This window comes from Mycobacterium sp. shizuoka-1, from assembly GCF_002723835.1.
Classification (GTDB): Bacteria; Actinomycetota; Actinomycetes; order Mycobacteriales; family Mycobacteriaceae; genus Mycobacterium.
The window spans coordinates 1-24,206 of sequence record NZ_BEWG01000016.1; the positions used below are offsets into that span (position 1 = coordinate 1).

Genomic DNA, 24,206 nt, shown 5'->3' on the forward strand with positions numbered 1-24,206 from the left:
GATGGTGTCGGGCACCGACGGGGTCGACGGCGGCGGGGGCGCGGCTTCGGGGGCGACGGCCGCAGGGGTCTGGCTGCTGGGCACGATCACGCTCTCGGCCGGGCTGGGCCGCTGGTCGACGGTCGGGCGGATGCTGACCGCCAGCGAGATCACCAGGGCCACGACGCCGACCACGAAGATCGAGGTGAGCGCGCTTCCGACCAGCAGGAACGGCTTGCGGCCCGGCTCATCGACGGCGAAGTCGAGTTCGGCGGGCACCGCGTCGTAGCCGAGGTCGTCGGGTTCGTCGGGCACTTCGCTGTAGCCCAGCGGGGCCATGTAGCCGGCGGCGGCCATCTGGGTGCCGGCCTCGGCCATCTCGGTGTCCGCGCCGGCGGGGTAGATCTTTCCGGCGGTGGTGCCGTCGGGGTCGCGGGCGTAGCCGAGGCCGACGGTCGAGGCCTCGTAGCGGGGTGCGGCGGCCGACGCCAGCGCCGCGCCCCGGGCCAGGGCCAATTCGGCTTCCTCGGGCGCGTGCACGGGCAGCGTGGTGCTCAGCGCGAGCTGCGACTTGACCGCCGCAACGTCGACGCCGGCCCCGAGGACGAACAGGCCCTGCGGCGGCTGGTCGAGGGCCTGCAGGCCGGCGATCATCCGCTGCAGTTCGGCCACCGCGTCCTGGGCATGCAGGCTTTCGGTCTGCACTTTGACGATCGCGCCGGTGGCGGTTTCGACCACCGACACGGTCGCGGTGTCGCGGTCGAGCAGCATCAGGGCGGTCCGGTCATAGCCGACGGCTCCGCCGACCGCCTGGGCCAGCGCGCCGGCGGCGTGCAGTTCGGACACCAGGACGACGTCGTCGATGTTGCGGGCCTTCAGCGCGTCGCGCAGGCCGGCCGCCACGGCATGGTCGGTCCAGGCGATGCCGGTCGACACCAGCCGGTGTCCGCCTTCGGCGGCACTCTCACGGGTGCCGAGGATCGCCGCGACGACTTGCTCGGCCGCCGTTGCCGCACCGTCGCCGACCGTGAGGTCGAAGGTGTCGTTGTCGACGGTGACGCCGTCTGCTTTCTCGCCTTCGACCAGCACCATCCGGACCGTCGTTGGCGTCATGGACACACCGAGTGCGATGTCCACTACCCCTCCAAGGTTGTTTGCTGGATCCCCCGACCCGCTGCTGCGCTCCACCCTGCTAGAACCGCTCGACTAGAAAGTTCATCGCCGCAGGTGGCGGCACTGTTACAGCCGAACGGGTTAGCTGGTGACACGCACCTGACCCTGGAGTTCCGAGGCTACTCGCCCGGGCTGGACTGGATGAAGTTCTGATACGACCGCGACGGGGTGGGTCCGCGTTGCCCCTGGTACTTCGAGCCGACGCTGGCGCTGCCGTAGGGGTTCTCGGCGGGACTAGTCAGCCGCAGCAAGCACAGCTGGCCGATCTTCATGCCCGGCCACAGCGTGATCGGCAGGTTGGCGACGTTCGAGAGTTCCAACGTGATGTGCCCGGAGAAGCCGGGGTCGATGAAGCCGGCGGTGGAGTGCGTCAGCAGCCCCAGCCGGCCCAGCGACGACTTGCCTTCCAGCCGGCCGGCGAGGTCGTCGGGCAGGGTGCAGCACTCCAGCGTCGAGCCGAGCACGAACTCGCCGGGGTGCAGCACGAACGGCTCGCCCTGCTCGGGTTCGACCAGGGTGGTCAGTTCGTCCTGCTGCTTGGCGGGGTCGATGTGGGTGTAGCGGGTGTTGTTGAAGACCCGGAACAGGCTGTCCAGCCGGACATCCACGCTCGACGGTTGCACCAGGGTGTCGTCGAACGGGTCGATGCCGAGGCGGCCGTCGGCGATGGCGGTGCGGATATCACGATCGGAGAGCAGCACGCGATGAGCGTATAGGCGGATCAGTTCAGCGTGAGGATCAGCGTGTCCGGTGGTTGCGAGTTGTCCAGGATGAGTACCGAACTCTGGTTGTTGACGTCGTCGTACGGGAATCCGTAGTTCTTTCCGTCCAGTCCGAGTTGGTGGAACACCTGCGCGTAGGAGTTGTGCTTGGTGTCGGCCGGATAGTAAGCCGCGACGTTGCCCCACTGTTCGGGGGAGCTGGCGACCCCGCGGTTGAAGGCGGCGTTGAGTTGGGCCAGGAACGCACCCTGCTCGTGGGTGCCGACGAACGGGCCGTTGCCGGCGAAGACTTCCGCGGTGGTCGGTTTGGCCATGACGTAGCTTCCCGAGACACCGGCGGGGTTGAGCGCGGTCACGGTGTAGGCAAATTGGTTGTCGGCGTTGATCTGGCCGCTCACGGTGTAGACGCCTGGGGAGGTGAACGTGAAGGTCTGGGTTCGGTACGTCGCCCAGAAGTCGTCGACCGGCTCGTCGAGGTAGTGCGCCAGCGCCCCGGGCTGCACCGAGCGCGGGGAGGCGATCCGCAGCGGGTTGCCCTGGCCGTCGCGGATGACGAGCGGAGCGAACGCGGCCGGAACGGAGTTCTCGAACGTCGCGAACACCTGGTTGCGGCTGACGGCGGTGCCGCGGGTGGCCGAGAAGCCGCTGGAGTCCTGAACGACGGTGAAGCTCAATGGAAGTCCGAAGGCGTCCACCTGAGTGGTGTTGGCGCCGAAGGGCACGCCGCCGTATTGGTAGGTGAATTCGTACCAGTCGTAGACGGTGTCGTAGTTGGGATTGGCGACGTCGACGGGGTCGGGCACGGTCCAGCCGGTGTTGTCCTGGCTGATGCCGATGTAGAGCGGCTGGCCCACGGAGACATAGATTCTGGCGCCCTGCAGTTCCGGGGGCATCCGCAACTTCGCGGCCTCGTCGAGGGTGTAGGACATGTTGGCGTAGTCGACGCCGTCCTTGACTAGATGACCCGGCGCGGTGGCGTCGTCGTGGTTGATCGCGTGGGCTGTGCCGGTCTGATCCACCCACGCCCAGTGGTCTTTGGAGGTCTGGCCCATCACGGTGACGTAGACCTGACTGCTGGTGTAGGGCGAGTTGTTGACGAAGTCGACCGGGAAGGTCGCCGCCGAGAACGGCTCGACCGCGACGGTGACCGTGCCGGACGCGCCGTGTCCGCTGGATCCGAGCAAGCCGAAGGTCAGCAGGTTGACCAGCCCGGAAAGGCCGTGGATGTGCGGGCCGCTCCAGAAGTCCGACGTGGTGACGTGGAAGTTGTCGGTGTACGCCGCGTCGCCGTCCCAGCTGCTCGGCGGGGTGTAGGTCGCTTGGGTGCCGGCGACCGTGAGGGTGCCACCGGCACTGCCCTGCCCGTGCACGGCGTAGGTCAGTCGGCGCCCGTCGGTATCGACACCGTCGAGAGTGAACGGGTCACTGGTCTGACCCGCGTCGAGTGCTTCGGACCGGGTCTGGGGCGGGAAGGTCGGGGTGACGGCCTCGAAGGTGCGCTGGAACCAGGTGCGTTGCGCCGTTTGTACAAATTTCTGTACAGATTGGCGCAGCCCGACGGCCGGCTTGATGCGCGGACGACTCCGCGGTGCCACCGAGAGGGGACGCCCGACGGCGCGGGCGCTGCTGGCCGTGGTCTTGGCCGGCTTGCGCGGGCCTGCCTGTGCGGGCGCCGAGGTGCTGGGCTTGTCCGCAGTCGACGTTTCGGCGCCGGCGGTCGCAGGGTCGGCCAGCAGCGCGGCGCCGATTCCCAGCGCGACGGCGGACGCTCCGACCCATCCCACGTGCGCGGCGTACTTCATCGGTCCCCGTTCGATGTAGCTGGATGCCGGTGATGCTATGCCCGTTGCGGGGCCTTTCGCAGCGAAGTCGTGCGATTTCTCCGGATTGCTCCCTGCACACGACACTTTGCTGTCTGGCTCAGGGTCGGCCTGCCCCGCTGGGCCGACGGTACGGACGCATTTCACACAGCTGATGGCAGCAGTGCTAACCTCTGTGTCCACCGCCGATGTAGTTCAATGGCAGAACATCAGCTTCCCAAGCTGAATACGCGGGTTCGATTCCCGTCATCGGCTCCACGAAATACCTGGTTAGCGCGGTATCTAGCACATCTAGATTCAGTCTCGTACCCATTTTGTTCGGATTTTGTTCGGCGAGAACAAGCGTTCGATTAGCCAGGATTGTCACTGCCCAGCGCTAACATTCCTTCCGTGACTTTTTGGGACGAAGACGTCTTTGACCAGCACCCCATGTGGGGACAAGTCGACGCGCTCGCCGGCTACTTAGACGACGAACGTCTCCCCGAAGACCTCGACCCGCCACAACGCGCTTCGGTTGTCCGGCTGAAAACAGCTCTTGAACTACTTCGCGAGCATCAGCAAAAAGGCGCGAAGATTTTCTACACAAAGTCAATGTTCGACAATGTGGACGCCACACTAGGTGGCCAGGTGAACGCCAATCTCGCAAACTTTGTTAGCGATTCCGATGCGTACGGAAACGCGGTGAACGACGCTGCGGTGCATGTCGAAAGTGTGTTTGCGTACGTGGCGCAATGGCCCGCCCTGCCAGCGGGTGGGCAAGCCCAAGCGGCAGGACGCGCATTCAGCGATTACAAAAAAGAAGCCGAGCTAGCACTTGAAGTTTTGCAGAAGAGCAAAGATGAACTAGAGACGGATATCGCCACGCTCCGAACTCAACTGGCAGAAATAGAGACCGTAACGGCGTCTGTCTCAGACTCCTATACCGCATCTCTCGGCGAAAGGGAAAACGAATACATCGAAGCGATAAATCGTGTTGAAGCATCCGGTGAGGAAGCATACGACAAGGCAATTGAGGCGGAAATTGCGTCCCGAGTCAAAAAGCTCGAGAGGTTCGAAGCCGCTGCACGTCAACATGTAGTCGATACCGAGAAGGCCCAACACGAAGCAGAGGATTTTGCGCTCGCGAGTAAGGATTCTGCCGACTGGCTAGCACAACGAGCAGTTGCAACAGACTTCGGAATGCAAGCGCGCAGGAAGTCCGCGGCGGCATGGGTCTACGACGTGCTTGGTGCTGCCGTAATCGGTGTTCCACTGACATTCGTGCTCCTGCATTTCCTGAACAATCAGGGCGGAACCGATAGCACGGTGGCAGTTAGTCTTACTCGATTAAGCATCATCGTCGGAGCGGTGATTCTCGGCGGCTATCTATTCAGTCGCGGCGCAACCAATCACCGCCAGGCGCGGGCGAGTAAAAGCGCTGACATTCGTCTCCGGACAGTCGAAGCATTCATATCCAAACTAGAACCGGACCAACAGGATCGAATCCGTAACGGCATGGCCGAGAATATATACCTGCATGGACGTCTCGCCGACGACGAAGCGGACAGCCCGAACCCATTTGCGCGAATGCTAGACCACTTTGGCGCAAAAGACGACACTGCCGACAAGACCGACAAGACCGACAAGACCGACAAAGCTGCCGGATAGTTCAAACTGCCGTGCTGGGGCCGTCAATCTGCACGGCTAAACGCTTGCTCACGCCCGATGTACATCAGGCACCAGTGATTTCGCAGAACCACCGGTGGACGCGAGAGCCGGAGGCTACATTTCTCAGCCATGTGGAGACAGGCGGCCAACGCAGCTCTATTCGGTATTGCTACTGCTGCGCTGACAGCGTGCGGTGGTAGCTCAGGAGGCACTGCCACGACGACAGCGACCGTTGAAAAGCCTTCCACCACCGTTGCAACACCGACGTTGGCCTACCACGCTCCGCGAGGTGCAGCAGTGAACGCGCAATATTGGCTTGACCAAATTAATGAAATAGACTCTGCTACCAAACAATTTGCCGACTCCCAAGCAACCGACTTCTGCAAAAACCCGAAAGCGGCTCACCTGACAGCGCAAATGATCTCGATGGGTACAGGATTGGGAATTCTGTCGATTCCGTATGCACTTCAAAATAAGGATTACCCAGCGTGGAAAGACGATCCGGTAGCCCAAGCAAAGATTGCGTACTACATCGTCAGCAACTATTGCCCAGAGGCACCGTCCTAGCCCCGCTGACGTAGCGGCACCACATTCGTAGCCTTAGGTGTATCCATTGAGTCCAGCGCGGCCATGTCGTCGCTGGCGTCATCGGTACGGAACAGGTGCACGTAGATGTCAAGCGTGGTCGACGTTTTTGAGTGCCCTAAGTACTGGCTGACCTTTTCGACCGGCAGACCCGCCGCCGCGCACAAACTCGCGTAGGAGTGCCGCAACCCGTGGAACTTGAATTGCCTAGGCAGAACGTCCGTCTGGTCTCCCGCCAGGGCGGTGGTGGTTGATTCACGGGCGAGGCGATTGGCTCGCAATACCGCAGGCCGGAACACGGCCTTGTAGAACGTCTGGTGGCGCAGCTTAGCCGTCCAGTCGAGCACCAGGCGGTCAGTCGCTTCTGCTACCGATAGCGCGGCCAAAGCGACTGCCTGCCGGTCGGCCTTTTGCGCAGCGGTTTCCGGTTCCCCGCCGTGGTCGTCGGCACGACGCTTACCAGTCGGCTTTACCGGTGCCAGCGTCACCGCACAGAACAGCGGTGCGGTCGGCTCATCGGCTCGCGGGTGCTCGGCCAGGTAATCGCGTAGCAATTGGGCTGTGGCCGAACGCAGCGGCACCCGCCGATTGCTGCCTTTGGTTTTCGTCGTGTCGTAGGTCAGCTCGCCGCCGGTATCGCTCACCGTTCGGCGTACCCGCAGCCACACCGTGCCGTTGGGGTTCATGGGCCAATCGATATCGCCTACCTGTAGGCCGCACAGCTCACCGGCACGTAATCCCGACCACGCGGCCAGGTGAACCATTACCGAGCAAGGCCACGGCGTCGCGTCGACCAGCGCGGCAACCTGCATTGCCGACAGAAACATGTCGGGATCGTCCACAACGCCGGGCGACGAATTGACCACCGTCCGCTCGCTGGGCAGCTTGACGCCGACAGCGACGTTATCGAGCACTCGCCCATCAGCCACAGCATGATCGAGCACCGCTTTGACCACGAAATAGTGATGCCGCACCGTCGACGCTGACTTGCCCGCCTTCACTAGCGCACCGACCCACTCGGTAATGTCTTTACGCGCAATCGAATTGATCGGACGAGCACCGAACGTCGCGGCAATCGATAGCCCCGCAGTGCTGGCGCCGTCCGCATTCTTGCGAGCGCGAGTCTTCTTAGCCAATAGGTTTGTGTACTCAGCACGGGTGCTGGCTTTCAAATCATGTTGAGCAGCAAGCCATTCGGCAGCGACAACGGCAAATGTCGCCCTACCGGCATCACGCAGATTGGCCGGCGATTTGCCTTGTGTCACCATCTTCTCGGCGTCACGGGCGGCATCGAGCGCAGCCTTTTCGCTGTCGAAAGTCCCGGCGCTGCACTCGCTGCCGTCGCTCTCGAAATACATGCCGGTATACCGCTTACCCTTGGCGGATTTTCGTTTGATAGACCGCGCCATGACCTACGCTCCCCCGTTCAAGTCGAAGCCCCACCGCACCGCAATCTCAAGACATTTCACAAACTCTGCTGTGAGCCTGTCGCGTTCATCCTTGGGTTTCCAACGGAATGCGCCGGGGTGCGTCGGAAACAGTAGGTCGGGTGATTCGGCCGTAGGTGGCGTCAGCCCGTCGACCGACAGCAGTGGCCAGGGCAACCGGCGTGAGGCCGGGAATCTCTCGGCTAGAACGGTTCGCGCATCGCCACCCAATCCGATGACCAAGCGAGGCCGCACAATGTCGAGTTCTTCAGTCAAATACGGTGCGCAGTTGTCGATCCATTCCTGCTCTGATGAGACATTGTTCTTGGGATGGCAGTGAACAACGTTGGTGATGTATAGGTCTCGCTTCTTGTCACGGCCAGCGTTCACGAACGCCTGATCCAACAGCTTGCCCGTGCCACCCTTAAACGGTTCTTGCGCAGCCATGCAAGGGCCGCAGAGGCTTTGGCCCACGATCACGACAGGCGCGCGAACGTTGCCAAATCCCGGTGCGGACTGCGTTTTACCCTTCTTATTCATTCCCTTGCACTTGTCGCAGGCTCGAATCTGCTCGGCAAGTCTCGCGTGCCTGACATCGATATCAACCACCGCAACTCGCCCCCGTCGGACTCTCTGCCACAGCCGATTCACCAAGTAACCGCCGTCTGATGACGGTCTCGATCTCGGAATCGCCCATATCAGCCTCACGACGCGGCGAGCCCTTTACATTCGCTTCATCGGTGTACCAGTACAGTTTCCACTTGCCGCTTGCGGGCTTTTCCTGTGCCAGCTCGCGCGCCTCATCGATGGTGAACAGCCACACGCGATCCCGCGAAACATCAACGCAAGCAAGCCATTGCGCTGGACAATTCACGTCGAACGACCAGCCGCGTGTCGGTTCCCCTTTTCCGCCAGCCGGTCGAGCGTCCCATTGGGCTTTGACTTGCACCGTTGCGGCCTGGCGCGTGACGGGCAGGTACATCACCAGGTCGATTCCGTCATCAGTGGTCATGCGAGCGCTATCGATGCTGTGCTTGAGCAACTTGTATTGCACCAACACCTCACCCGCCGCGCCGATCACTTGAGTCCGTACCGAATTTGTGGTCATTACTCCCCCTCTGTACCAGTCGATTTCGATTCCAAAGCCCGATAGACGGTTGCACGGCTCACTCCGAGTGCATCAGCGATTACCGGCACCGGCTCGCCAGATTCGCGCATCCGTTGCGCTAGTTGGGTTTTCGATGCGCTCAGCGCTTTTGGCCGGCCCACGCTCAACCCGCGTGCGCGCCGCGCCGCGCTACTGGCCTCTTTTCGCTCGCGAATCAGCTCAAGTTCCAGTTCGGCCAGGCTGGCGAGCACACCGGCAATCATCCGGCCAGTGGCGTTGCTTGTGTCGATTCCCTCGCGAATGGACCGCAGAACTATGCCGCGTTCGGTCAGCTCTCGAATGGTCATCATCACTTCGGCAGCATCGCGGCCTAGCCGGTCGATACCGACAACCACAATCACGTCACCAGCTCGCGCGTAGTCCAGCAGCGCGGCCATCTGTGGCCGCTGCGCGCGCCGTAGCGAGCCGGAAAGCTGGTCGGCATAGATGCGGGCCGGATCAACACCGGCAGCGGTCAGCGCGTCGGTCTGCGCGTCGAGCGACTGGTGGCCGGTGCTCACGCGGGCGTAACCAAGCACCTGGCCGGTTGCGGTCGTCGTCATGGCCTGACCCTATCTCAGAATGAGGTCTCTCGTCTATTTTGCGAATCTCTTTTGAAACAGCTTATGAGACGCACTCAACAGCGCTTTTGCGAGCCAATAGCGTCAGTACGTCTCCGGTTGCAGAACCTTGGAATTGAGACAGTCACCTACGCCTCAATTGCCCACGATGAGCGCGGTTCGCTTCGGCAACGCGCTCCATTGCGATATCGGTAGGCAAGTAGCCATCGGCGGGCGGCATCGGCGGAGGGCGATTCGCCAACGTTTCTGTGGCGCGTCGGTGCGCCTCAAGCCGGTCGTCGTCCTCGGGGCGGGTCTCTAGGCCGTCCTGGTGGTCGTCAGCCTCGGGTCTGACCACTTCGCCATCGATCACGCAGCCCGGCCCCAGCGCCAATGTCCCGCCATGGCGGTGTGTGTCGTGATGTTCATTCGCTGGCGATTGTGATTGTGGGTCTGGCAGTCCGCGAGCCTGCCTGTATTCGCTGCGGCTCCCGCCCTCGATGGACTCAAATATCTGATCGATTGGCTTGACCGTCACCTCAACCTGTTTCGGCTCGGTAATGCCGACGCGATCGAGCACCGAGTTCACGGCTTGCAAGGCGACGTAGGCCGGAACCTTCTCGCTCTCGGCGATGCCTAGTAGCCGCTCTGCCATGCGATCGGCTGCGGCTGAGAGCCTTTCGCGAGCTTTCGCTATAGCCTGCGGACTACCGCCGCCGTGATACTTGCATACCGATTGACCGGCCAGAGCGGCGTTCTTGCACTGGTCGCCGTTCTTTTTGTGGGCATGACAGCGGCGGGAGGAATCAGGTCGTTTCGACCAGTCTCGCGGCCCTGCAAGGCCGTGTTGCTTCTTTTCGATAGGTGATTTCTCCGATGAGTCCGTTGTCATCGCTCCCCTGCTTTCACATTCAATTGCGTACCGAAACCGGCCCGTTGGTAGGCTGCGTAGTTGGCCTCAACTAATTGCTTGGCGGTCCGTTTGCCGCCGTTGAGTCCTTCGGGATCAAAGTAGAACTCGCTGTCCCACACCACTTTCTGTATCAATTGCAGCCAGTTGGTCGCTTTGAGGTCTAATGTGGTCAGCAACAGCTCAGCGGTGGCGATCAGCGATACATTGATCCGGCATGGCCGGTTTCCGTTAGGTCCGGGGATCACACCGCACGTCACATCGTCAGTCTGTGCGCAATCACCGTGGTAAATAAGCCATTTGCGCTCGCGGATGGTCAGGAATCCAGCACCGTTGACGACCGGATGTCCGCATACCTCACAGATCAGTATCAGATTGCCCTTTGATACCCGTATCGGCTTTCCGTTGGAATGTTGTACCGCTGACACTGCTCACCTCCCTTCATTCGTTTTCGAATTGTGTTCTGCCACAGTCCTGATCGCATTCTCGGTAACTTCCGTAGTCGTCCGCTGGGCTCGGCCTGTCCCCTCCCCTATAGGGAGGGAAGGGACACAGAGCCTCTAGAGCCGGGGCAAAACCTGTCTGGACCTGTCCCAGACAGTTTGACCAGCGGATATGCGGTTCTGTCTGCATCTGTCCCAGACAGTTCGGATCGGCATTTCCGCAGGTAGACAGGTACCGGGCGATATGAGCCGCCAAATCGGTATATCCGCTGGTCAAAGCGATTCTGACCTGTCTGGGACAACCGCAGACAGGACAGTACGAAATACCAGTTGACCAGCGCGAATAGCTCCAGACAGTTGCAGACAGACTGACCAGCGCAAACGCGGCACAACCTATTTGCTGTCATCGTCGGCGCTCCCGCTAACGGCCGAATCATTCTGTATTTCCGATGATTTCGGTTGCTTGGCACGTTGCTTACGGAATCGCACCGCTGCGGCCCAGAACCTGTTGTCGGCTGACAATTGGCCGCCAGCTTGCAGATACGCGGCCTTGGCCCTATCTCTACCCAACGCGGGATCGACGTCGAGCCGGTCCAGCTCGGATACCAGTGCGCTCGTGTCAGGATCGAGCACAGTCGCGATTCCATCGGCAGTACGCACGATGAACGAGGCGGCGCCAGAGCCCAATTCGTGACGCAATGGGTCGTCGAGCCGTCGCACACTTAATACCTGCGCGAAGTGCTGTCGGCGTCGCTTGCCTAGAGTCAGTGTCAAATCGTCGCTGCCAGCGCGTGCCGCGGTCATACGGAAATCAGCATCCACGTCGGATAGCTTGTGCGAGCTACCGCGCGGGCCTCTGTCGGCATCCTTGCCCAGGTGGTCCAACCGCAGTACGGCCACCTGTTGATCGCGCAAGGGTTGGATAGCCAATCGGTAGAACTGACTCCACGTATCTGCGTCGTTCTCGCCACCATCGATGAACCGGCTCACCGTATCGAGCACAACCAAATCAACCTGGTCGTCCATGCCTGCGGCCACCGATTGAATCAGCGCCAGGAATTCGCGCGCTCCCTTGGCCGTGTCCAGCCCGCCAACATCGGGATAACAGAGCACCGACAGGTTCGGCAGGTCCAGCGGTGCGCCCATCGAATCGAGCCCGCTACGCCACCAGTCCTGACCGTTTTCGGCATCGAGATAGATCACCTTGGCCGATTCCGTCTCGTACGTAGGGTCGAACGCCGAGCGGCCCAGCGATGCCGCCACCGCAATCGCTCGCGTAAGCACCGACTTGCCGGTGCCCGGTGCAGCCGACAGCGATACGTAGCTGTCGCGCGCCAGTACGTCGGGCAATAGCCACGAAATCGGCTGTGGCGGTCGAGTTCGCAACTGCCGCAAATCCAGCGGTGCATTGCGGAGGATTTTGGCCGGCTCAGAGCTCCCCGGTTCGATGCGAAATCGCAGCCCATCGGCCAATCCGGCGAACTCGCGGGGACCACTGCCGTAATCGCGATTGGCCTCTGCACGGATGCTGTCGAGATCGCGACATAATGCGTACCCCACGGCGTTGGCCACCAAGCGCCCGAATTCGTTAGCACCAATCTGTGCCTCGTAGCTCTCTCCGCGTTTGGCGTAAGACTCGCGCGCCGCGCGTTCTATCTGAGCAATGGCGCGCGCGAACGGGTAGTAGCCAAGCCTTGATTCACCAGCTGCAATCCGCAGCGCATTGCGTACGCAATTGCGGGTGCCGCTGTTTTGTTTGGCGACGCTGGCCACCAGGGCGGTTAGGGCATTGGGTCGGTCGTCGGTATTGGCCGTAGATTCGATGAAGTCGGCCACCTGCTCGCGTGAGGCTGTTTGCGTAGCGGGCTCGACACCATCCGCCTTGGCGGTCAGGTATGCGCGGGCGACCTCGGGCAGGTCGGGCACCACGCCGGTCGTAACCCACCGGTAGCGCCCACCTTGAGAGGCTTTGGCGTGCGTAGACGGTTCGACGACGATCACGGTGTTACCGCTGCGAATCTCACCGACTTGTGTGCCGTTGCTGAGTTTGAAATCTCCTGAGATGAATGTCTCGGTGCTCGCGAACACATAGTGACCGCGATCGCTCGCGTATTCGCGTGACGCTTGGTGTCTGCCCGTTCGCAGCCACGCCAGTTCCTCGGGCATGGTGTCGATATCGAGATCGAAAGCAACGAGGCCACTGCGGCCCGTATGGATAGCGATTGACGGTGGATCGTCGTTGTCCCAGTAGGCCTCGATTGTGTCGGCATCGCGGGTGGATCGCTTCGGCCAGCCCTTGCCGACAATTGAGCCTGGGTTTTTCGGTGTTGCCGGGTCGATTGGCAGGACGTAGCAATTGCCCTCGGCAAGGCGCTGGGCGGCCTTGAACGGGCTCAAACCAGTTACGTCAGGAATTACCGGCTGGACTCTTGTCGCCAAGAGCGCGTCAGCCTCAGGTTGGCCGGCTGCGCTTGGTACAGTATCCACATCACCTCGTTCGATGACCCCCGCCCTTAGCTTGACCGGCCAGTGGGCGGGGGTTTCTTTTGTCGTAATCATCTACGCTACAGTCGAATTCGTTGCTGGTTCGACTAGCCAACGCTGGCGAGTTGCCGACTGGAGACCAGAAAAGTGCCGTCTGCGCAGCGTCATACCGCAATCGCGGTCTAATCGAACTTTGGGTCGATTACGTCGAAATTGGTTGCCTCGCCGTCCATGTGCCACAGCGACAGATAGCAGTTGGCACACGTCGTGAAATAGACCAGGTACTCACCGTGAGGAACGGTAAAGACTCCCCAAACCCTTTGCGAGCGTTCACGATCGTTCGGCGGGGTCGCATCACGGTCGCAATCGACCGAGATACGTAGCCCGCATCCTGTCGTGATTCCGCGCTGAGACCAGACCATGCCCAGAAGGTCGCGCGCGCTGAATCGGCCACGGATTACATAGATTTCATCCGGCCTGCCCGCCACTAGGCCGCGTTGCACGTTGGCGGTGTCTGGATCGTGAATATCCCACGGCGGTAATACTTCTGCCTTGCTCGCAAGTTCCTGGTGAGGATCGCGGACGTTAACGTTCTCGCTGCCGACGAAACGGTGCTTGGTGACCTCGTTGCGGGTCAGCATCCGCAATGGTTCGTCATTGTCCGCTGTCATCGCTTCGGTAAGACCTTGCGGGCGACCGTCGATGATGCCCTTTCTTGATGCGGCAAGGCTTCCGTAGAAATTGATGTCGTCGGAGTCACGTTCGTTGCGCAAGCGCGCGTCGGGTTCGAAATCTATAGGCATGTCCAGTTCTCCTAGCAAGTCATCCATCGTGATGTCTCTCTGTGAAAGCGCATTGGCGACTAAATCCTCTGCGTGTTGGCGTGTTTCGGTCACGGCTCAATCTCCCTCTGGTATTCGGCTAACGCTCTGGCGCGACCGTCCGCGATGGCGAATTGCACTTGAAGCGGGAGGATTTCGCTGTCGTATTCGCAACCCTCGATGGCGGTCTCTACGTCGCCGATGGTTACGATGAGGTCGAACGTCGTCTCGACGGTGAGTTCGCCAGGGTTCTCATCGTCCGGTACTACGCGGTGCGTGAGGTCTCTAATGTCCCATCGCGCTGCGCCGTAACGCGCCTTGGCTGCGTACCGGTCTAGGAAGTCGAACAGGCGGTGATTCGGTTCGATTCCGAACGACAACGGCACGAACGACGCGGGCCGGATATTCGTGACGTGGCTGCCGTCTTCGGCGACCGCGTTCTCTACGATGATGAATGAGATTGACTCGCGTTCAAACGAGCCGTCCTCGCGCAGCGTTACGCCTTCCATGTCGCGAACTTGTTGGCACTCAACAAAGCTCGCGAAGTCGTCGTCGTCCACTTACGCGCTCACCTGGACGTCAACGTCAGGCAGCGTGCCGATGTGCATCACATCGAAAAGGCCCCGATCGCTGTAGTAGCGATTCCCAGAAATTTTGTGGTAGGCCAGTTTTCGCGTCTGCTCGGTATGCAGTTTGACGAACGACGCTGTGACAGCGATACCGAACAGCTCACAGATTCTCGCCGCAGCGGCATCCATGCCCTTGATGTTTGGCGTGGCCGAGTACTTGAGCCGTTCAGTCTTCAATTCCTCGGGAATGTCGGTGTCGGCGTATGGCATGGCGGGTCGTTTCGACGCTTGAACTACGTTTCGAGACATAGGCTTTCCAGCTTTCCGTTTACGGGTCTCCCCGAAATCCGGTCGGGGGAATTACTGTGCGAATTGGCCTGGCTCGTCTTACCCGGTGCTGTCACGGGTGCTGGCTGTACCTGTTGACGACGTTAGCACGTCCGTAGCGAACCGGACAAGCACCGGAGCGGGATGGCGGAGACATCTCTGAACAGCGCGAATAGGCTTATGTCATTTGCGATAAGACTTCGACAGCTAACGATTTCCGTAGGGAATTCCACGGTGCCGCACCTGTTTCGAACGACCACCAGGGCGGGTTGGGTTGCGGCGACAGTGGCCAAAATTGCGCCACACAATCGCTAGGGAAACCGGGTCGATCACCTGCGGACAAAAGGCTTGCGTGCGAACCAAAGCGCAGCGGTCTACCGTCGCCACCATGACAGAGGTATTACCTACACAACCGGTGGTTGGCCACGCCGTCACTGCCGGTGACTGCCTAGCAATGGCCGCCGCTGATGGCACCGTGACCCGTTGGCCGGTGCTTGACGTGACTCGCCATCCGACCAGCTCGATCGCGTCCTGATTTCCGGTGAGGCTGGTCGCGGCGTGCTTGATCTACATCTGAGCGATTGGGTGCGCCGGATCATTCCGTAACCGTTGGGGAATGGAATGATGTGACCCCCGTAGTTGGACAAGTCGACAAATACGGGGGTCACGCGCAGCCCTTCGGTTAAGCCGCGCCTTCCCAGCTCCGAACTGGGGTCTGGTGGCTGGCGAATCGGTTGAAGCGGGCCGACTCGCCAGCCGGTCTATGGGTTAGGCAATCCGCCTAACGCCGACAGTGGCACTGCCGTAGACCGCCACTTTGACGTTGCGGCGTTTCACTGTTCGCGTGCCCGCGACCGATACACCACGAAACCGACCACCAGGACCAACGCTGCCCACTTGAGCCTTACGCACCAGCGATTTGGCAGCGCTCGCGGTTTTCGCGAACCGACCCTTTGCGTCCCGTTTGTACGTGCGGCGTCCGCGTGCCATCACGTCACCGCTTTTTCTTGAACCGGCCAGACTTCGCGCGCGAACGGCGCTTGCCTTTTCCCTTAGCCATTGGGGTTCCCTTCGGGTAGTGCGTGCGGCAGTGATTGGCTGGCCGCTGTCCCGGTGTACTGGTCGGGGTCGCGGTAACCGGGTGGCGTGGTGAATTCGGAACCGGAGTTGTCTTGTTCCATCTGCCGTTGGGCAGCATCGTCACGCCATAGCGGCGACCACCCGCCTAGCGGTGGACGTGCCATCAGCTCACCTTTCGGTCGCTAATCGGCTTTACGGCCTAGACCGAGATAGCCGGAGTTTCGTAGGAACCGCTGGCCTTGACTTGAGTCACGACCGCAGCGCCACGGTGACGGACACCGACACCAAACGAGCGCTGGAAATAGCTATCGATTAGCGGGTATTGACCCTTGCCCGGAATCTGGCGCAAGCCGCGATATGCGGGGTTGGAATGGTGGCGGATGCCGACGACGTTCTGAGGCGAATTCCGGCCCGACGTGGCGACCGTAAGCAGGTAGCCATTCGGCACCAGAATGTGCGGCACGATCAGCGCGTGGCCGTAGCTGCCCATCACCTTGAGGTTGTTGTACTCGGCGGGCGGTGTCTGACCGACGATGAACTCAGTCGACAGGTAGGCCGGTGCATCCGAACTCGGGATGAAATCGAACTTGGCCACTGGCCCGCCAGAGCGCGATTCTTCACCCTTGCGCCAACTGGCGATCTGATCGCACAGCATTTGGCTCGCGAACACGAGAATCCGGCTGCCTTGCGTCGTGCCGTAGCCGTGCTCGGTAATGAGGCCGATGGAATCCTCTACGTCACCGGAGTCAATGGCCGCAGCACCCGACACCAGGTAATGATTGTGATCACTGGCGAATGTCTTACCCAGATACTCAATCGGCGCAATCGAATCGGCGCCATTCCACAAACCGAATTCGGGATTACCCTCAGGCGTGATCCGCTGAGCCGGCGAAAACAGACGACCGAGCACCTTCGCCGTACGCAAACGCTGGTCGGCCTCAAGTGCGGCATTCATATCGAATTCGATCTGACGCGCGGTCGCATCGCGCAGGTACTTCCACGTATAGCGCGTTGCCAGATCGTAGTCCGAGAATCCGTAGCCAAGGATCAGGCTATCACCACCCTGATGAGCCTTGGGCTCGCCGAACTCGCTTGCTTCCTCGAATTGGAAATGCGAAAGGCTCTGCGGCACAGCTTCGGCCACGTCAGTCGTATCGAACGCCAAAAGGCTCAGCAGAGCATCCTGGCGTTCACGCCAAATTGAGAGCAGATCGCGCAGCGTATCCCAGAGCGTATCGAGTGGTACACCGTCCGACGTATGGCTAACCAAAACGTCGCCTTGAGTGTGGTAACCGCCAGCCGGATCACTACCAAAAATCGGAAACACGGGGATACCGTCGATGAGCGGGTATTCGGCGGTCATAAGCAGTCGCGAGCGCATGAGTGTAGATCCATTTCTCATTGTGTGGCCCGCCGTGGCCGGTGTGTAATTAAGTGCGGCTCACTCTACGCGCAAATTCGCTAATTTGTTGCAGCGTGCGGGCTTTATGGGCCAATCAATTTTGAATAGGTACGCCTGCGGTAGAGCTGCGATTTGATTCGGGTAGTTCGGCGGCAGAGCTGCCCATAAGCAGCGGCGTCATCCCAGGCGACATGGTGGCCGCTACGACTTCGGTCGCGTCGGCAAACACCCGTTCGACTCGCGATGCAAGTTTGCTATTCGTTCGGATTTTGTTCGTTGCTGTGGTCAGATTCGAGTCAGCCCAGAGTTTTACCGGAGCGATACTCCAGTACGCCTCTAGCGTTGTCCCACAGGTGATTTCGCTATGAAATTGGATCTATCGCCGCAGGTCGGGAGCGTGGCCAAAATTAGCTAGAGCAGCTTCCCAAGCTGAATACGCGGGTTCGATTCCCGTCATCGGCTCTCATGTGAGCAGCGCCAACGCTGTTCGAATGCGTTCGACCGAGACCCTCAGGGTCACCAAGGGTCACAAGTCAGACGGAACTCCTGTGCGGGCGGTCCAGCGACCGACCTGCAGCCTTGAGCGCGTCGTCCTGCGAATGGGCATAGACGCGCAGTGTCAAAGTCGGATCTGAATGACCGATCCAAGCGGCTATCACTGCTACTGGCACACCGTCCAAGTGCATCAGTGTTGCTGCGGTATGTCGGCCTCCGTGCAGCTTAATGTGGCGAACCCCAGCCGCTTTCACCGCGTTGGCCCAATATCTGGATAGCACCGCTGGGTTATACGGTTCACCGATCTCGTTCGACACCACATACTCGCCGCAGCTGTAGTGCTCCCCAAGCGCCAGCCGTTCGGCGGCCTGCCGCTTCTTCGCGGCCCGCAGCACCTTCACCAGACGATCCGGGTTCCCGGGACTTTTTCTGGTGATCATTATTTTGGACCGCTTCGCCGGTTTGCGCAGGTCGGCATGCAGAATCGACGGGTTCCTTGTCGGAGTCGTGTAGCCATGGTGAAATCTGGCTGTGTTGGTCTCGGGGGAAGAACTTGTATTGCGGCAGAAGTCGTGGTTTGTCGTCGAACCACTCAACGCGGATAGTGCCGGTTTCGGCGATCTTTATGTAGTCCGCGACGGGCTGGGCAATGAAGCAGTTGCGAAACTTGTGGTTAAGGACCCAGGAGCCGAGCGGGAACTTCTGATCGGCGCTGCCACCCAGGCGGCCCAGTATCGGAATGTTGTGCCAGTTCTGGACGATGGCGAGCACGGCGACAGTTGGGTGCTGGTCATGCCCAGAGCTGAGAAGTCCCTGGCGAAGCTCCTCGAGGATCGAGGTGGCTCTCTGACGGTGGACGAGGCTTTAGCTGTCCTGACGGATATCGCAGTTGCACTTGGTGAAATCAGTGGAGCTCTGGTGCATCGCGATCTCAAGCCCCAAAACGTGCTGCTGCTCGATGGGTCCTGGCGGTTGGCTGATTTCGGGATCTCACGATATGCCGCGGCAACAACGGCAACAGACACGCACAAATACAAGTGGAGTGACCACTACGCTGCTCCAGAGCAATGGCGAATGGAGCATGCTGATAAACCCGCTGACATTTATGCTTTCGGCGTCATCGGATATGAACTATTAAGTGGCAACCCACCATTCATGGGACCTGATTTTCGCCGGCAACATTTGAATGAAGCCGCAGCCCCGTTGGATGTTGGACCCACGCGACTCAGAGACTTAATTGACGAATGCCTTTACAAGGCGCCTGAGTCGCGACCGACAGCATCAGCAATCTTGAAGCGACTGGAGAGGATTTCCGCGGAAGGCCCGAGGGGCAGCGGCCTAGAGAGGCTCGCCCTTGCAAACCGGGAAGTGGTACACAGCCGCTCGGAGGCGGATGCGATTCGTTCGGCTCAACAAGAGCACCTGGAGTGGAGGCAACGCCTGCACGAGGACGCTGCGGCCTCGTTTCAGCGGATTGAAAATGCGCTCATGGAGGCCATTCACGACAATGCGCCCGTGGCTGAGTTGTTGACGGAGTCCGCCGGTCGAAATGTTGCTCGGGTCGAGGGCAAGGCTTTCGTTGCTCAACTGCTGAGCGGACAACTTGGTTTGGACAAGCCTAGGCTCAGTGAGTCGACTGCTGACAGTATTCCGTTCACGGTTATTTCTGAGTCGGCCATCACGGTTAACATGCGGAATGGCGGAAATCAGTGGAACGGCAGAGGCCATTCATTGTGGTTTTGCAACGCTGTGGAGAAAGAGCGCTTCGCCTGGTACGAAGTCGCCTTTATGGAGGCCGGATCGCGACTCTCCACCATGGACCCCTTCTCGGTCTCTGCTTTGCACAACGGGGGTGCTTTTAACCGGCTCACAATAGGAATTGCACAAATCGCACGTGATTTCAACGAGCTGGATCGCTCGGACCTATCCGAATTCGTGAACCGATGGCTGGGATGGTTCGCCGACGCTGCGTTCAACACCCTGCAGCGACCGATGATTCTGCCTGAGGGCCGGATCCGCTGGGACCGCTGGTGGAGTAAGTAGCGTTCCGCTTACATCTCAGTTGTTGTTTCGCGCGCCTTCATCTCGGCGTAGACATCAACGATCGCGGGGAGTCGGAACCGTCCAGTCTTGTTGTCCTGAACGACTGCCACGATTAGCCCGCCAGGCTTCCCGTCGCCCACACACATCACCGCATCCTTGTACTGGCCGTCCAGTTCTCCGTTGCGGTTCTCGACAAGGTGGTCCCTCACCTCGGCATCGAGAGTCGACCACCAATGGTCCAAGAGCGCGCGGATGACTTCGAGTCTGTCGGGCAACTCGCCATGGAGAGTGAAACCCCCAGGGTCGCTGCCTGGCGGGTTCGACAGCCAAATGGCCGGACCCGCCAGGCTCGTGCCGGAAAGCCGGCTCAGCCGAGGCACAAGCTCCTTCGGTACCGCGCCATGTGGTCTCTCAAGCAGCGTCACCTTCACGTCCATGGGAAGGCTCCGGTACACATCGAGAACGTTGTCCGTCATGTCGGTGACGCTAGTCGATGGGGGTGACGATGATCCCCGGGCAATTCGAGCGGGTCACGTAAGGGTCACAAGGGAGCCGGATTCGATCGCATCCTAAAGCACCTAGGGGGACGATTACCGCACGTCGAACGCATCACCGCGACGGGCATGGATGCCCCAAAATGCGGTCGACCGACTTCCCAAGCTGAATACGCGGGTTCGATTCCCGTCATCGGCTCCACGTTGACCAGGTCGTCTGCGACCGCGCGGCACCCCGTCACCCGAATGACGCCACCTGCCCTTCAAACCACCAAGACCAGCCCCTTCAACCCACTCTTGCCGTCCCTACCTATCGGAAGGTAGGCTGACCGACATGTCCACCGCAGACGCGATACTCCAGTGCGCACGCACCTCGATCGTCGCCGGCGGATACGGCGGGTTCAGTTACGCGGACATCGCCGAAGTGGTCGGCATCCGCAAGGCCAGCATTCACCACCACTTCCCCACCAAGGTCGACCTCGTCACCACCCTCGTGCGCCAATACCGCGAAGAAGCCGAAGCGGGCCTGGCCGCGATGGAACGCGATGCACCGAACGCGCTCGCACAGCTGCAGGCGTTCACCGGTTATTGGGAAGCGTGCATCGGAACGCCCGAGACCAGCTACTGCCTCTGCGCCTTGCTCGCCACGCAGATCCCGGTGCTCCCCGACGAGATCGTGGTCGAACTGCGCGGATACTTCCAACACCTGTCCTCCTGGCTCGAGTCGGCGATGGAACATGGTGTGCGCCAAGGCAGTATCGCCTTGACCGGTAGCCCTCATGCCGAAGCCGAAACCCTGATGGCCACGGTGCACGGCGCCATGGCCTCGGCACGCGCCTACGGCGACCCGGCGACCTTCGCCGCCATCACCCGTCCCGCCATCGATCGACTGCGACCGCTTCCACACCACGAATAACCACCAGTAGTCCCCCACTGACCCCGAGTCGCGACCGGCGCGACCTCGGTTGATCCGCCATGCGCGGATCTCGGCGCAAGCACAGCCAGGCAAGCCCTGCCCGGTGGCTCAAGCCTGCCTACCCACGAAAGGCCACGACATGTCCGACACACTCGACCGCACCCACGGCATCGGGATCCGCACCTGGCTTGAGCGCTATTACTATGCGCGCGCTGCATTCTCCCTGGCCTGGGTGGCGGCCGCTTTCACGCTGGCGGGCAGCCCAGCCGCCGTCATCGCGACCCTTCTCCTGATCTATCCGGCATGGGATGCGGCGGCCAATCTTGTTGACGCCCAACACAACGGCGGCCTGCGCCGCAATCCGACCCAAGCGGTCAACGCGGCGGTCAGCGCAGCGACCACCCTGGCTGTCGCGGTCGCCCTGACGTCGAGCATGAATGCCGTCCTCGGCGTCTTCGGTGTCTGGGCGGCGCTGGCCGGACTGCTCCAACTCGGCACCGGCGTGCGCCGCTGGAAGAATGCCGGCGGGCAGTGGCCGATGGTCGTCAGCGGTATCCAGTCGGCAGTCGCCGGTGTCAGCTTCCTGGTGCAGGCCGGCGGGGCCGAGGTGCCCCGCGTCAGCGCCATCGCCCCCTACGCCGCCTTCGGCGCGTTCTACTTCCTGCTCTCGGCTCTCTGGCTGACCGTCGGCGACGCCCGTCGCCGTCGCTCCTGAGCACGAAACACATGTCGAAGGGATGAGTTCGATGAATGTCGACGAGACGTATGACTATGTGGTGGTCGGTGCGGGATCGGCGGGCTGCGTCCTCGCCGCGCGCCTGTCGCAGGATCCGACCGTCTCGGTGCTGCTCCTGGAGTCCGGGCCCGCCGATGACAAGCCCGGACTCGCCGATCCGCCGGCGTGGCCGTCACATTGGGGCACCGACGTGGATTACGGGTATCACACGCTGCCGCAGCCGAGCACGGACAACGTCGCGCACCTCTGGCCGCGCGGTCACGTGCTCGGCGGCAGCGGCAGCATCAATGCGATGGTTCATCTGCGGGGTCATCCCGCCGACTTCGGCGAGTGGGCCGAATCCGGCTGTACCGGTTGGGATTACGCCGGGGTGCTGCCATTTTTCCAGAGAATGGAGACCGTCGCGGGTAGAGACCCGCGTTACCGGGGTGCGGATGGGCCGATGCGTCCGGCACCTGCCGCCGAGCCGAATCCGCTGTCACAGGCGTTCCTCGACGCGGCCGCGGCCGCGGGCTATCCCCTGACGGACGACTTCAGCGGCGCCACGCCCGAAGGTGCGGGCTGGCACGACCTCGCGATCCACGAGGGTGCCCGCCAGAGCGCCGCGGCCGCCTACCTGCACCCGCTGCGCGGCCGTCGGGCGAACTTGACCGTGTCGACCGGGTCGCGCGCACGCCGGTTGATCATCAACGGAAATCGGTGCACCGGAGTTCAGTTCACCAAAGACGGCCACCCAGTCACCGTCGCCGCGAATGCGGAGGTGGTGGTGAGCACGGGGGCGGTGGACTCGCCGCGGCTGCTTCTGCTGTCCGGGGTGGGACCCGCCGGCGAGTTGGAAGCCGCCGGGGTCGAGGTCGTTCACGATCTGCCCGGCGTGGGACGCAATCTGCACGATCATCCGCTGTGCGGCGTCGTCTACGAGGCAGCACGCGAGATCCCCTCCGGCCGGGCTAATCTCGCCGAGGCGTCCATGCTCTGGCGCAGCGAGGCCGCGCTGCGCGGTCCCGACATGCAATTGATGTTCATTCACGTACCGTTTCACCCTCCGCACCTGACCGCCCCGGCGAACAGTTTCACCGTCGCGGTCGCCACCGTGCCGACGGCGCGGGGCACGGTGCGGCTCGCAGGTCCAGATCCCGAGACGCCGCCGCTGATCGATCCGAACTATCTCGGCACGGACGGCGACGTTCGTCGGATGCTGCACGGAGTGCAGGTCGCCCGAGAGATCGCGAACGACAAGGCTTTCGACCACTGGCGGGCGCGGGAAGTGCTACCGGGTCCCGATGTCACTGGCGAATCGGGACTGCGCGAATACCTGGCCCGCGCCACCGGCACCTACTACCACCCGGTCGGCAGCTGCGCCATGGGCACCGGGGCGCAAGCGGTCGTCGATCCCGCGCTGCGGGTGCACGGGCTGCGCGGTCTGCGCGTCGCCGACGCATCGGTCATGCCCCGCATCGTCGCGACCAACACCAACGCGACGACCATGATGATCGCGGAAAAGGCGGCCGAGCTGATCCGGTCTGCGCGTTGAGCGCATAATCCGTCGATGACGACGATCTCGCGCCTGACCGGAGCGGACAAACTCCTCTGCGGCATCTACCTGGCCCTCGCGGTGGCTGCGCTCATCTTCGCGTTCGGCAACACGGTCGCCTATCTGCTCAGCGGGGGTGGCATCACCGGCTTCTTCGCCGCCGGATACGTCAACTACGCCACCACGTCACTCACCAACGACCTGCTGGTCGTCGCGCTGGCCGCCGTCGTGTTCATGGTCGTAGAAGGCCGCCGGCTGGCGGTCCGACACCTGTGGGCCTATGTCGCGGCCAGTTTCGTGATCGCCATCAGCGTCTCGTTCCCGCTGTTCCTGCTCGCCAGGCAGCTGAAACTTGCCGCCCGCGACGGTTCGTCCCGCTGACGAGAATCGGGCCAACCAGCCCCGCCCCATCCGGGTATCTGCGAGCGTGTCAATATCTGGTCGCGTCTGATGAAGGGGTTGGGGCATGCGTACTCGATTTCTGCCGGTGCTGGCGATCGGCTTGCTGGTGGCCGGATGCGGCGGTGGCGGCACCGAGGAGAAGGCCGAATCCTCCGGTAGCTCTGCGGCGGCGGAGACCGCAAAGGGCAAGGGCCCGGACGAGACAGCCACGGCCGACGCCGGCGGCACGATGATCGTCACCTACGACGACGCCACCAGTCCCGAAGCGATCAACGGCAAGAAGCTGCTGCAGGACAACCACGTCCTCGAAGACCTTGCCGCCGATATCAACCAGTCACTGAAGCTGCCCGTCGACATCCCCCTGCGCGGATCCCAGTGCGATGAGGCCAACGCCTTCTGGAGCCCTAGCTGTAACTCCCAGACAGGTTGTGAACGGCGTGGTGAGCGGAAGTAGGTGAGGACCTCCGGTATCGGTGTGGTTACCAAACAC

Annotated in this window: 23 protein-coding genes, 1 tRNA gene and 1 pseudogene; 9 read left to right on the forward strand and 16 right to left on the reverse strand. The window is 61.5% G+C overall.

What is annotated here, in order from left to right:
• The 3 genes and pseudogenes from MSZK_RS04565 to MSZK_RS04575 form a co-directional block, all read right to left on the reverse strand.
• Positions 1-1,116: pseudogene (locus MSZK_RS04565) on the reverse strand (hypothetical protein); the annotation flags it as partial.
• A gap of 155 nt (positions 1,117-1,271) precedes the next feature.
• A complete protein-coding gene (gene dcd / locus MSZK_RS04570) occupies positions 1,272-1,853 on the reverse strand; it encodes a dCTP deaminase (protein WP_099245300.1) in 582 nt (193 codons plus the stop codon).
• Positions 1,854-1,873: 20 nt separating this feature from the next.
• The gene (locus MSZK_RS04575; RefSeq protein ID WP_099245302.1) at positions 1,874-3,676 is read right to left on the reverse strand and encodes a glycoside hydrolase family 64 protein; all 1,803 of its coding nucleotides are present in this window, start codon (positions 3,674-3,676) and stop codon (positions 1,874-1,876) included.
• Between the two features lie 202 nt (positions 3,677-3,878).
• Here MSZK_RS04575 and MSZK_RS04580 point away from each other — a divergent pair.
• From MSZK_RS04580 to MSZK_RS31950, 3 genes are all read left to right on the forward strand, one after another.
• Positions 3,879-3,952: transfer RNA gene (locus MSZK_RS04580), tRNA-Gly, on the forward strand.
• A 132-nt stretch (positions 3,953-4,084) separates the two neighbouring features.
• Positions 4,085-5,341 (forward strand): hypothetical protein, encoded by a 1,257-nt coding sequence (locus MSZK_RS31945; RefSeq protein ID WP_142389864.1) that lies wholly within the window; start codon positions 4,085-4,087, stop codon positions 5,339-5,341.
• A gap of 129 nt (positions 5,342-5,470) precedes the next feature.
• Positions 5,471-5,908 carry a hypothetical protein gene (locus MSZK_RS31950; protein WP_142389865.1) on the forward strand — a complete coding sequence of 146 codons (438 nt, stop codon included), beginning with the start codon at positions 5,471-5,473 and terminating at the stop codon, positions 5,906-5,908.
• On the opposite strand, the gene MSZK_RS04585 is transcribed toward MSZK_RS31950, so the two are convergent.
• The 12 genes from MSZK_RS04585 to MSZK_RS04640 all read right to left on the reverse strand — a co-directional run bounded on the left by MSZK_RS04585 (position 5,905) and on the right by MSZK_RS04640 (position 17,992).
• On the reverse strand, positions 5,905-7,335 hold the full coding sequence (locus MSZK_RS04585; RefSeq protein WP_099245304.1) for a site-specific integrase: 1,431 nt from the start codon (positions 7,333-7,335) through the stop codon (positions 5,905-5,907). The two genes, MSZK_RS31950 and MSZK_RS04585, sit on opposite strands and share 4 nt — an antisense overlap.
• A 3-nt stretch (positions 7,336-7,338) precedes the next feature.
• Entirely contained in the window at positions 7,339-7,962 is a 624-nt protein-coding gene (locus MSZK_RS04590; protein ID WP_233211114.1) for a uracil-DNA glycosylase family protein, read from the reverse strand.
• A complete protein-coding gene (locus MSZK_RS04595) occupies positions 7,955-8,461 on the reverse strand; it encodes a hypothetical protein (protein ID WP_099245306.1) in 507 nt (168 codons plus the stop codon). The genes MSZK_RS04590 and MSZK_RS04595 overlap by 8 nt, the downstream gene beginning before the upstream one ends.
• Positions 8,461-9,063 carry a recombinase family protein gene (locus tag MSZK_RS04600; protein WP_099245308.1) on the reverse strand — a complete coding sequence of 201 codons (603 nt, stop codon included), beginning with the start codon at positions 9,061-9,063 and terminating at the stop codon, positions 8,461-8,463. The genes MSZK_RS04595 and MSZK_RS04600 overlap by 1 nt, the downstream gene beginning before the upstream one ends.
• A 142-nt stretch (positions 9,064-9,205) precedes the next feature.
• Entirely contained in the window at positions 9,206-9,952 is a 747-nt protein-coding gene (locus tag MSZK_RS04605) for a hypothetical protein (protein ID WP_142389866.1), read from the reverse strand.
• Positions 9,949-10,398, reverse strand: a complete 450-nt coding sequence (locus MSZK_RS31955) for a hypothetical protein (protein WP_142389867.1) — start codon at positions 10,396-10,398, stop codon at positions 9,949-9,951. Before MSZK_RS31955 ends, MSZK_RS04605 begins: the two co-directional genes overlap by 4 nt.
• 408 nt (positions 10,399-10,806) lie before the next feature.
• Positions 10,807-12,810: an AAA family ATPase gene (locus tag MSZK_RS04615; protein WP_158230547.1), complete on the reverse strand. Its 2,004-nt coding sequence runs from the start codon at positions 12,808-12,810 to the stop codon at positions 10,807-10,809.
• Between the two features lie 269 nt (positions 12,811-13,079).
• Positions 13,080-13,793 carry a hypothetical protein gene (locus MSZK_RS04620; RefSeq protein ID WP_142389868.1) on the reverse strand — a complete coding sequence of 238 codons (714 nt, stop codon included), beginning with the start codon at positions 13,791-13,793 and terminating at the stop codon, positions 13,080-13,082.
• Positions 13,790-14,278 carry a hypothetical protein gene (locus MSZK_RS04625; protein ID WP_099245320.1) on the reverse strand — a complete coding sequence of 163 codons (489 nt, stop codon included), beginning with the start codon at positions 14,276-14,278 and terminating at the stop codon, positions 13,790-13,792. The genes MSZK_RS04620 and MSZK_RS04625 overlap by 4 nt, the downstream gene beginning before the upstream one ends.
• Positions 14,279-14,557 (reverse strand): hypothetical protein, encoded by a 279-nt coding sequence (locus MSZK_RS04630; protein ID WP_099245322.1) that lies wholly within the window; start codon positions 14,555-14,557, stop codon positions 14,279-14,281. It abuts the gene before it with no gap.
• Between the two features lie 1,336 nt (positions 14,558-15,893).
• Positions 15,894-17,057, reverse strand: a complete 1,164-nt coding sequence (locus MSZK_RS04635) for a hypothetical protein (RefSeq protein ID WP_099245324.1) — start codon at positions 17,055-17,057, stop codon at positions 15,894-15,896.
• Positions 17,058-17,629: 572 nt separating this feature from the next.
• A complete protein-coding gene (locus MSZK_RS04640) occupies positions 17,630-17,992 on the reverse strand; it encodes a tyrosine-type recombinase/integrase (protein WP_233211115.1) in 363 nt (120 codons plus the stop codon).
• A 130-nt stretch (positions 17,993-18,122) separates the two neighbouring features.
• On the opposite strand from MSZK_RS04640, the gene MSZK_RS04645 reads away from it, so the two are divergent.
• A complete protein-coding gene (locus tag MSZK_RS04645; RefSeq protein ID WP_158230548.1) occupies positions 18,123-19,634 on the forward strand; it encodes a serine/threonine-protein kinase in 1,512 nt (503 codons plus the stop codon).
• An 8-nt stretch (positions 19,635-19,642) separates the two neighbouring features.
• Here MSZK_RS04645 and MSZK_RS04650 read toward each other — a convergent pair whose 3' ends face one another.
• Positions 19,643-20,110, reverse strand: coding sequence for a hypothetical protein (locus MSZK_RS04650; protein WP_099245328.1), 468 nt, complete (start codon positions 20,108-20,110; stop codon positions 19,643-19,645).
• 352 nt (positions 20,111-20,462) lie between these two features.
• Between MSZK_RS04650 and MSZK_RS04655 the strand changes: the two genes are divergently transcribed.
• From MSZK_RS04655 to MSZK_RS04675, 5 genes are all read left to right on the forward strand, one after another.
• On the forward strand, positions 20,463-21,044 hold the full coding sequence (locus MSZK_RS04655; RefSeq protein ID WP_099245330.1) for a TetR/AcrR family transcriptional regulator: 582 nt from the start codon (positions 20,463-20,465) through the stop codon (positions 21,042-21,044).
• A gap of 139 nt (positions 21,045-21,183) precedes the next feature.
• Positions 21,184-21,759, forward strand: a complete 576-nt coding sequence (locus tag MSZK_RS04660; protein WP_099245332.1) for a DUF308 domain-containing protein — start codon at positions 21,184-21,186, stop codon at positions 21,757-21,759.
• Positions 21,760-21,790: 31 nt separating this feature from the next.
• The gene (locus tag MSZK_RS04665) at positions 21,791-23,314 is read left to right on the forward strand and encodes a GMC family oxidoreductase (RefSeq protein ID WP_233211116.1); all 1,524 of its coding nucleotides are present in this window, start codon (positions 21,791-21,793) and stop codon (positions 23,312-23,314) included.
• A 15-nt stretch (positions 23,315-23,329) separates the two neighbouring features.
• On the forward strand, positions 23,330-23,695 hold the full coding sequence (locus MSZK_RS04670) for a DUF2834 domain-containing protein (RefSeq protein ID WP_233211117.1): 366 nt from the start codon (positions 23,330-23,332) through the stop codon (positions 23,693-23,695).
• Between the two features lie 85 nt (positions 23,696-23,780).
• Positions 23,781-24,170, forward strand: coding sequence for a DUF4344 domain-containing metallopeptidase (locus MSZK_RS04675; RefSeq protein ID WP_099245336.1), 390 nt, complete (start codon positions 23,781-23,783; stop codon positions 24,168-24,170).
• The last annotated feature ends 36 nt before the right edge of the window (positions 24,171-24,206 follow it).

Coding starts and splice junctions, on each gene's coding strand:
- MSZK_RS04575 (WP_099245302.1), bottom strand. CDS start 3,676: ATGAAGTACGCCGCGCACGTGGGATGGGTCGGAGCGTCCGCCGTCGCG.
- MSZK_RS31950 (WP_142389865.1), top strand. CDS start 5,471: ATGTGGAGACAGGCGGCCAACGCAGCTCTATTCGGTATTGCTACTGCT.
- MSZK_RS04585 (WP_099245304.1), bottom strand. CDS start 7,335: ATGGCGCGGTCTATCAAACGAAAATCCGCCAAGGGTAAGCGGTATACC.
- MSZK_RS04595 (WP_099245306.1), bottom strand. CDS start 8,461: ATGACCACAAATTCGGTACGGACTCAAGTGATCGGCGCGGCGGGTGAG.
- MSZK_RS04600 (WP_099245308.1), bottom strand. CDS start 9,063: ATGACGACGACCGCAACCGGCCAGGTGCTTGGTTACGCCCGCGTGAGC.
- MSZK_RS04605 (WP_142389866.1), bottom strand. CDS start 9,952: ATGACAACGGACTCATCGGAGAAATCACCTATCGAAAAGAAGCAACAC.
- MSZK_RS04630 (WP_099245322.1), bottom strand. CDS start 14,557: ATGCCATACGCCGACACCGACATTCCCGAGGAATTGAAGACTGAACGG.
- MSZK_RS04635 (WP_099245324.1), bottom strand. CDS start 17,057: ATGACCGCCGAATACCCGCTCATCGACGGTATCCCCGTGTTTCCGATT.
- MSZK_RS04650 (WP_099245328.1), bottom strand. CDS start 20,110: ATGACGGACAACGTTCTCGATGTGTACCGGAGCCTTCCCATGGACGTG.
- MSZK_RS04655 (WP_099245330.1), top strand. CDS start 20,463: ATGTCCACCGCAGACGCGATACTCCAGTGCGCACGCACCTCGATCGTC.
- MSZK_RS04660 (WP_099245332.1), top strand. CDS start 21,184: ATGTCCGACACACTCGACCGCACCCACGGCATCGGGATCCGCACCTGG.
- MSZK_RS04665 (WP_233211116.1), top strand. CDS start 21,791: ATGAATGTCGACGAGACGTATGACTATGTGGTGGTCGGTGCGGGATCG.
- MSZK_RS04670 (WP_233211117.1), top strand. CDS start 23,330: ATGACGACGATCTCGCGCCTGACCGGAGCGGACAAACTCCTCTGCGGC.
- MSZK_RS04675 (WP_099245336.1), top strand. CDS start 23,781: ATGCGTACTCGATTTCTGCCGGTGCTGGCGATCGGCTTGCTGGTGGCC.